Annotated in this window: 1 protein-coding gene; it reads left to right on the top strand. The window is 56.1% G+C overall.

Translation table 11 applies throughout. From position 1 onward, the window contains the following. On the top strand, positions 1-715 hold a 715-nt coding region (locus ACP5H1_RS08525; RefSeq protein WP_427974099.1), incomplete at both ends, for a glycosyltransferase.

Here is a 715-nt window from a genome sequence, read left to right as displayed (position 1 = left end):
CGACAACCTGCACTGGCAGACCAGGAGCGTGGTAACGTTCCTGAGGCCCGAGAGGACAATACTTTACATGGTGGCCGAGGGCCCCAGCAACATAAGGCTCACGACGCCCTTTGACAGGGTGATAGGGAAGGTGAAGGCTATAGTCGCACCCTCGAAGTTTTCGGCCGAGTTCCTCAACGACGCACTGAGACCCGTGAACAGGCAGGTGGACGCAATAATACCCCACGGAGTAAGGATACCCGACAAGGTAAGGCCGATAAGCGAGAAGAAGGGCATGCTGTACAGGACATACTACATGAAGAGGAAGTTCCCGGGCTACGGGATTGAGGCAGTGCTGAAGTTCCACGAGCTCCACCCCGACTACCCCATAGACATAATGGTGCCGGGAGGGCCGATGGACATAATATACGTGGTCAAGGCCATACCGTTTACAAAGGTAACCGGAGACCTACCCTATGAGAAGGTGGAGGAGCTGTACGACACGCACAGGTTCTGGCTTAACCTGAGCGACAACGAGGGGTTCGGAATAATGCCCATTGAGGCCATGGCCCACGGGGAGGTGGTCATAGCCGCAGGGATACCAACGATAGCCGAGACCGTGCCAACGGACAGCAACTTTATCATACCCGTGGACGGGACGTGGGACGAGCCGTGGGGCTACCTAAACATCAGGCACTACAAGTATAGGACGGAGGACATGGTAGAGGCCATGGAG

The organism is Acidilobus sp. (genome assembly GCF_049973875.1).
GTDB lineage: Archaea > Thermoproteota > Thermoprotei_A > Sulfolobales > Acidilobaceae > Acidilobus.
Note: the sequence above shows the minus strand (reverse complement) of the source record. Positions and strands in the feature narration are given on the sequence as shown.